The sequence below is a fragment of the Mesorhizobium sp. M1E.F.Ca.ET.041.01.1.1 genome, assembly GCF_003997355.1.
In the GTDB taxonomy this organism is placed as follows: domain Bacteria; phylum Pseudomonadota; class Alphaproteobacteria; order Rhizobiales; family Rhizobiaceae; genus Mesorhizobium.
In genome coordinates this window covers 1-5,081 of sequence record NZ_RZSL01000453.1, presented here as the reverse complement: position 1 = coordinate 5,081, position 5,081 = coordinate 1, and the positions used below count along the sequence as shown (strand labels likewise).

Annotated in this window: 8 protein-coding genes; 7 read left to right on the top strand and 1 reads right to left on the bottom strand. The window is 61.9% G+C overall.

Annotated features, from left to right (window positions below):
• The 5 genes from EOA38_RS27535 to kdsA form a co-directional block, all read left to right on the top strand.
• Nucleotides 1–812: 5'-nucleotidase C-terminal domain-containing protein (locus EOA38_RS27535; protein ID WP_189434938.1), on the top strand; the 812-nt coding region annotated here is incomplete at its 5' end.
• A gap of 228 nt (nucleotides 813–1,040) precedes the next feature.
• Entirely contained in the window at nucleotides 1,041–1,175 is a 135-nt protein-coding gene (locus tag EOA38_RS40990) for a hypothetical protein (RefSeq protein WP_281059629.1), read from the top strand.
• A gap of 104 nt (nucleotides 1,176–1,279) precedes the next feature.
• Nucleotides 1,280–1,570, top strand: a complete 291-nt coding sequence (locus EOA38_RS27530; RefSeq protein ID WP_127300705.1) for a Dabb family protein — start codon at nucleotides 1,280–1,282, stop codon at nucleotides 1,568–1,570.
• A gap of 70 nt (nucleotides 1,571–1,640) precedes the next feature.
• Nucleotides 1,641–2,516 (top strand): VOC family protein, encoded by an 876-nt coding sequence (locus tag EOA38_RS27525; RefSeq protein WP_127300704.1) that lies wholly within the window; start codon nucleotides 1,641–1,643, stop codon nucleotides 2,514–2,516.
• Complete coding sequence (gene kdsA / locus EOA38_RS27520) at nucleotides 2,513–3,358, top strand: 3-deoxy-8-phosphooctulonate synthase (protein WP_126094065.1); 846 nt, start codon at nucleotides 2,513–2,515, stop codon at nucleotides 3,356–3,358. The genes EOA38_RS27525 and kdsA overlap by 4 nt, the downstream gene beginning before the upstream one ends.
• Nucleotides 3,359–3,369: 11 nt before the next feature.
• Here the strand turns inward: kdsA and EOA38_RS27515 are convergent, their stop codons facing one another.
• Nucleotides 3,370–4,059, bottom strand: a complete 690-nt coding sequence (locus EOA38_RS27515) for a hypothetical protein (protein ID WP_126094064.1) — start codon at nucleotides 4,057–4,059, stop codon at nucleotides 3,370–3,372.
• A 140-nt stretch (nucleotides 4,060–4,199) separates the two neighbouring features.
• Here EOA38_RS27515 and EOA38_RS27510 point away from each other — a divergent pair, with 140 nt between their 5' ends.
• On the top strand, nucleotides 4,200–4,403 hold the full coding sequence (locus EOA38_RS27510) for a dodecin family protein (protein WP_126094063.1): 204 nt from the start codon (nucleotides 4,200–4,202) through the stop codon (nucleotides 4,401–4,403).
• Between the two features lie 85 nt (nucleotides 4,404–4,488).
• Nucleotides 4,489–4,854 carry a PRC-barrel domain-containing protein gene (locus tag EOA38_RS27505; RefSeq protein WP_127300703.1) on the top strand — a complete coding sequence of 122 codons (366 nt, stop codon included), beginning with the start codon at nucleotides 4,489–4,491 and terminating at the stop codon, nucleotides 4,852–4,854.
• Nucleotides 4,855–5,081 lie beyond the last annotated feature (227 nt).

The following is a 5,081-nucleotide window of genomic DNA, read 5'->3' as shown; positions in this document are numbered from 1 at the left end:
ATTCCTATTTCGCGCTGGTCGCCGACGATCCCTCGGTGCAGATCGTCAACCAGGCGCAGAGCTGGTACCTGAAGGACATATTGAAGAGCACGCAGTGGAAGGATGTGCCGCTGCTCTCAGCGGCCGCACCCTTCAAGGCCGGCGGACGCAATGGCGCAGACTACTACACCGACGTTCCGGTGGGCGATATCGCCATTAAGAACGTCGCCGATCTCTATCTTTATCCCAACACGGTGCGGGCGGTCGAAATCACCGGCGCTGAAGTCAAGGAATGGCTGGAGATGTCGGCGGGCATCTTCAACAGGATCGAGGCCGGCAAGGCGGACGAGCCGCTGATCAACACCGATTTCCCGTCCTACAATTTCGACGTCATCGACGGCGTCACCTACAGGATCGACCTGTCGCAGCCGCCGAAATACGATACAAAGGGCGGCGTGGCCAACGCCGGCTCAAGCCGCATCGTCGACCTTCAATTCGACGGCAAACCGATCGATCCGGCGGCGAAATTCGTGGTCGCCACCAACAACTACCGCGCCGGCGGCGGCGGCAATTTCCCCGACATCAACGCTTCCAAGATCATTTACGAGGCGCCGGACACCAATCGCGACGTGATCGTGCGCTACATCGTCAGCGAGGGCACGATCAACCCGTCGGAGGACGGCAACTGGTCGTTCGCGCCGTTGTCTGGAACCAGCGTCGTCTTCGAGACCGGCCCCAGGGCGAAGGACTTCATCGATCAGGTGAAGTCGCTGAAGATCGAGCCGGCGGGCGAAGGCGAGGCGGGATTTGCCAAATACCGCATCGCGCTTTGAAGCGCGGCAGGGCCGAATCCATATCCACCGTCGCGCCGGAAGGTCGCATAAGGAATTTTTTGTGTTAGTACGCCGCGGCTTTTCAGGCCGCGACTCCGCAGGCATCGCCCGCCGAGGGTGAGGCATCAAAACTGCCGGGAAGGCGCACGAAGCACAAAAAGCGGTGCCTTCGGACAATTGCCGCCAAGGCTCTCTGGTTCCGGCTGGCGACATGCGTTAGCTTTAGCCATGCGTTATGTGATCGTCATCGTCGCCATCACCTTCTTCCTGATCTGGGACGGCCTCTACAATCAGGGCCGCTACCTCGATGCGACCGTCAGGGAGATGTCGCGCATCGTGCGCTACGTCACCGGAGCAGCCTGAGGCCGGCGCTGCCGTCTCGACCGCAGGGCGCGACATCGTTGCCGGTTGACGCGATGGCCTCGCTCCCACAAAAACGCGCTCACCCGTCGATCAAGGAGGCTGGATTGATCCGGCACATCGTTTTCTTCAGCGTCAGGCGCAAGGAAGATGTGGAGACCGTGCGGTCCGACCTGCAGGCACTGGGTCATATTCCGCACTCGAAACATTTCGAGGTGACGCTCAACACCAAGGTCGATCTGTTCTCCAACGCGATCGATGTGGTCGTCTATGCTGAATTCGAGGACGAGGCAGCCCTCGCCGCCTATAAGGCACATCCGATCTATGCGGAGACGACCAGCAGGGTGAAGCCTTTGCGCGAACTGCGCTATTCGGCGGACGTCGTGGCCGCCGCCTGAACCGGCGGCCAGTCGCTTCGCTGACGCCGGGCCTTGAACCCGTTCCCGGAATGAGGCAAACCGCGCCGGCATGATCGAAACTTCGACCCACCCGCTCGACCATTTGGTTCTGCCCACCGGGAGCCTCGGGGTCGCGAGGCAGCGCCTCTCGTCGCTCGGCTTTGTCGTTGCGCCAACCGGCGTCCATCCTTTCGGAACTGAGAACGCTTGTGTTTTTCTCGCCGATGGAACCTATCTGGAGCCGCTGGCCATCAGCGATGAGCAAACGGCGGTGAGGGCGATAGGCGAAGGCAACGTCTTCGTCGCGCGCGACCGCCTTTACCGCAACAAGCTCGGCGACGAAGGTTTTTCCGCCATTGTCTTCGGGACGGCCGATGCCGATGCCGACCATGCGCGTTATGTCGAGGCGGGAGTGTCGGCGGGGGATATGCTGAGCTTTTCGCGCGCCTTTACCGACGCGTCCGGGAAAAGCGATATGGCGTCGTTCAAACTGGCATTCGCGACCGGCAGCGAGGCAACGGACGCATTCCTCTTCGCCTGCCAGCGCATCAACGCGCCGAACATCGACCGCACCGCGCTGCAGGCTCACGCCAATGGGGTGACCGGCATCGTCGAGATCGTCGCGGTCAGCGACAGGCCTTCGAGCCAGGCCGGGCTGGTCTCCACCGCTGCCGGCAAGAGGGTGGAAGCGGGCGACAAGGTTGAGTTGCCCAACGCCATCCTGAGCATCATGGCGCCCGACGCATTTGCCTCACGCTTCGGTCTCTCGGCGGGGGTCTCTTCGGATATGTGTTTTGCGGCGATCGTTTTCTCGATCCGCGACACGGCCGCCGTGGCGCGCCTGCTTGCAACGAACGCGATCGAACACAACATGAGCGGCAACGATATTGTCGTGCCGCCGGCGCCCGGTCAGGGCGCGGCCTTCATCTTTCGGGAGATCCCATGAGCGAGCCCCTGGCGCCTAATACATCGGTAACTGTCGGCAAGGTCGTCTTCGCGAACAATGCGCCTTTGTCGCTCATCGCCGGCCCATGCCAGCTCGAATCGCGCCAGCACGCCTTCGACATGGCCGGCGCGCTGAAGGAACTGACTGAGCGGCTGGGCATCGGCCTCGTCTATAAGACGAGCTACGACAAGGCTAACCGCACCTCGCTGTCGGCGACGCGCGGAGCCGGGCTCGACGCGGCGATGCCCATCTTTGACGATCTGCGCAAGACGTTTTCACTGCCGGTGCTGACCGACGTCCACACCGAGGAGCAATGCGCGATCGTGGCGCCGCATGTCGACGTCCTGCAGATACCGGCCTTCCTTTCGCGCCAGACCGACATGCTTGTCGCCGCTGCGCGGACCGGCAAAATCGTCAACGTGAAGAAGGGCCAGTTCCTCGCGCCCTGGGACATGAAGAATGTCGTCGCCAAGATCACGGGTTCCGGCAACCCGAACGTGCTGGTCACCGAGCGCGGCGCATCCTTCGGCTACAACACGCTGGTGTCGGACATGCGCGCGCTGCCGATCATGGCCGAGATCGGCGCGCCGGTGATTTTCGACGCCACTCATTCCGTGCAGCAGCCGGGCGGGCAGGGCGCCTCCTCCGGCGGTGAGCGGCGCTTCGTGGCAACACTGGCCTGCGCAGCCGTCGCCGTCGGCGTCGCCGGGGTCTTCATCGAGACCCACCATGATCCGGACAACTCGACCTCTTCCGACGGCCCCAACATGGTGCCTCTCAAGGACATGCCGGCCTTGCTGGAAAAGCTGATGGCATTCGACCGCGTCGCCAAGGGGCGCTAAGTCCCGCCCCGTCATTCTCTGCTTCCGGCGCCACGCATGTCGATTGCGAAGACGGCGTAGTAGTCCAGCCCCCGCATGGGAGCGCTGACGGTCAGGATCCATCGCACATTGCCATCCACCCGCTCATATATCGGCGGCCCTTTGGAGGCCAGCGCCTCGGGCGGTATCTGGAAAGCGAAGGGAATGCCTGCGCTCGACCGGATCGACGCGCATGGCACGGCGATCGTTTCCTGCCATTTGAGCTCGTCCTTGTAGGTCGATTTTTGCGTCCCGCTGGTGTTCACGATCGGGCCGCCGACCCGGTAGGTGCGGATGCATTTCAGCTGCACCGTGTAGTCGCCGTCCGGCGCCAGATCGCGGCTTGATCGTACCGAACCTTCGAAGCGCCGGCCGGCCGTCGCGGGTCCGGCGACAAGTGTCGTCGTGCCGAACTTGCGAACCCGCAACGTGTCGCGGATCGCCTTCAGCAGCGAGTAGAGCGCAATGAGGACGAATACGACGGGGATGAAGATCAGCGGATTGAATTCGCGATCCGTGACGTCGAAGTTGAGTGGGAGTTCGAACCACCAGACGATCAATATGCCGATCAGGCCCATGCCGCCGGCAAAGAAGTATCCGCTGGACGCATTGGCGGCATTGGCGTCGACCACCGGCGCCGGCGCTTGCACACTGGTCTGCCGCCGATTGCGCTTTCCGCTCATCGCCACCCCCTGATGCGACAATGCCATGCAATGCGACGGGGAGACAATGCTGGCGGGCCTGCAACCTCGTCTGGCTTGTCGCTGGCAACCGCCGGCTGTACGCTCTTCTTCGCAACTGAGTTCGTTGGCAGGAGGAAGCCATGTCTGTCGCCCGGGTCACCGAGATCACGTCGTCGTCCAACAAAAGCTTTCAGGACGCAATCGAGAATGGCATTGCGCGCGCCGCAAAGACCCTGAAGAACGTGGAAGGCGCCTGGATCCAGGACCAGAAGATCGTGATCGAGAACGGCAAGATCTCCGCCTATCGCGTCAATATGAAGGTGACCTTCATCCTTGCCGATTAGGATCAGGCCGCCGGCGGAAAAGTCTGGAACCTTCGCCCTCTCCCCTCATTGTCCAGACGGACATTCAAATGAGAGGAGCACAACAATGACCACCCCGTCTGGGCATACCGAAGCCATTGCCGCCTCACGCGTCATCGGAACTTCGGTCTACAACACCGCCGGCGACAGCATCGGCAGCATCGAGGATGTCATGCTCGACAAGATGTCGAACGGCATCATGTTCGCCGTCATTGGCTTCGGCGGCTTTCTCGGCATGGGCGAGAAATATCATGCCGTTCCGTGGGCGACGCTCGACTATGACGAAGATAGAGGCGGCTATGTCGTGCCGTTCACCAAGGACCAGCTCAAGGCGGCGCCGGCCTACTCGATCAAGGAGCTGACCGGCGCCGATGGCGAAGCAGCCCGCGAGGCGTCCTTCCAATACTATCACGTAAAGCCTTACTGGCATTGACCAACCAGGTCGGCTGGCTGGAATCGAAAAGGCCCCGGCGAACCGGGGCCTTGAACGTCTCAACCACTCTGTTCGAGCTACTCTGTCGCGTGAAAAAGCTCCACGGAGCTTTGCTGGGGTTTCTGGCTGTCGCACGACGTCAGGAACGCAGCCGCGATCAGGAACAAACTCACGATACCGCTCAACTGGGACATGGCGAAACTCCTCCTGTTTCGCCATGTCCCAGT

What these genes read in the sequence shown, in the direction of transcription:
- EOA38_RS40990 (WP_281059629.1), top strand. Translation starts at nt 1,041, where the DNA reads ATGCGTTATGTGATCGTCATCGTCGCCATCACCTTCTTCCTGATCTGG.
- EOA38_RS27525 (WP_127300704.1), top strand. Translation starts at nt 1,641, where the DNA reads ATGATCGAAACTTCGACCCACCCGCTCGACCATTTGGTTCTGCCCACC.
- kdsA (WP_126094065.1), top strand. Translation starts at nt 2,513, where the DNA reads ATGAGCGAGCCCCTGGCGCCTAATACATCGGTAACTGTCGGCAAGGTC.
- EOA38_RS27515 (WP_126094064.1), bottom strand. Translation starts at nt 4,059, where the DNA reads ATGAGCGGAAAGCGCAATCGGCGGCAGACCAGTGTGCAAGCGCCGGCG.
- EOA38_RS27510 (WP_126094063.1), top strand. Translation starts at nt 4,200, where the DNA reads ATGTCTGTCGCCCGGGTCACCGAGATCACGTCGTCGTCCAACAAAAGC.
- EOA38_RS27505 (WP_127300703.1), top strand. Translation starts at nt 4,489, where the DNA reads ATGACCACCCCGTCTGGGCATACCGAAGCCATTGCCGCCTCACGCGTC.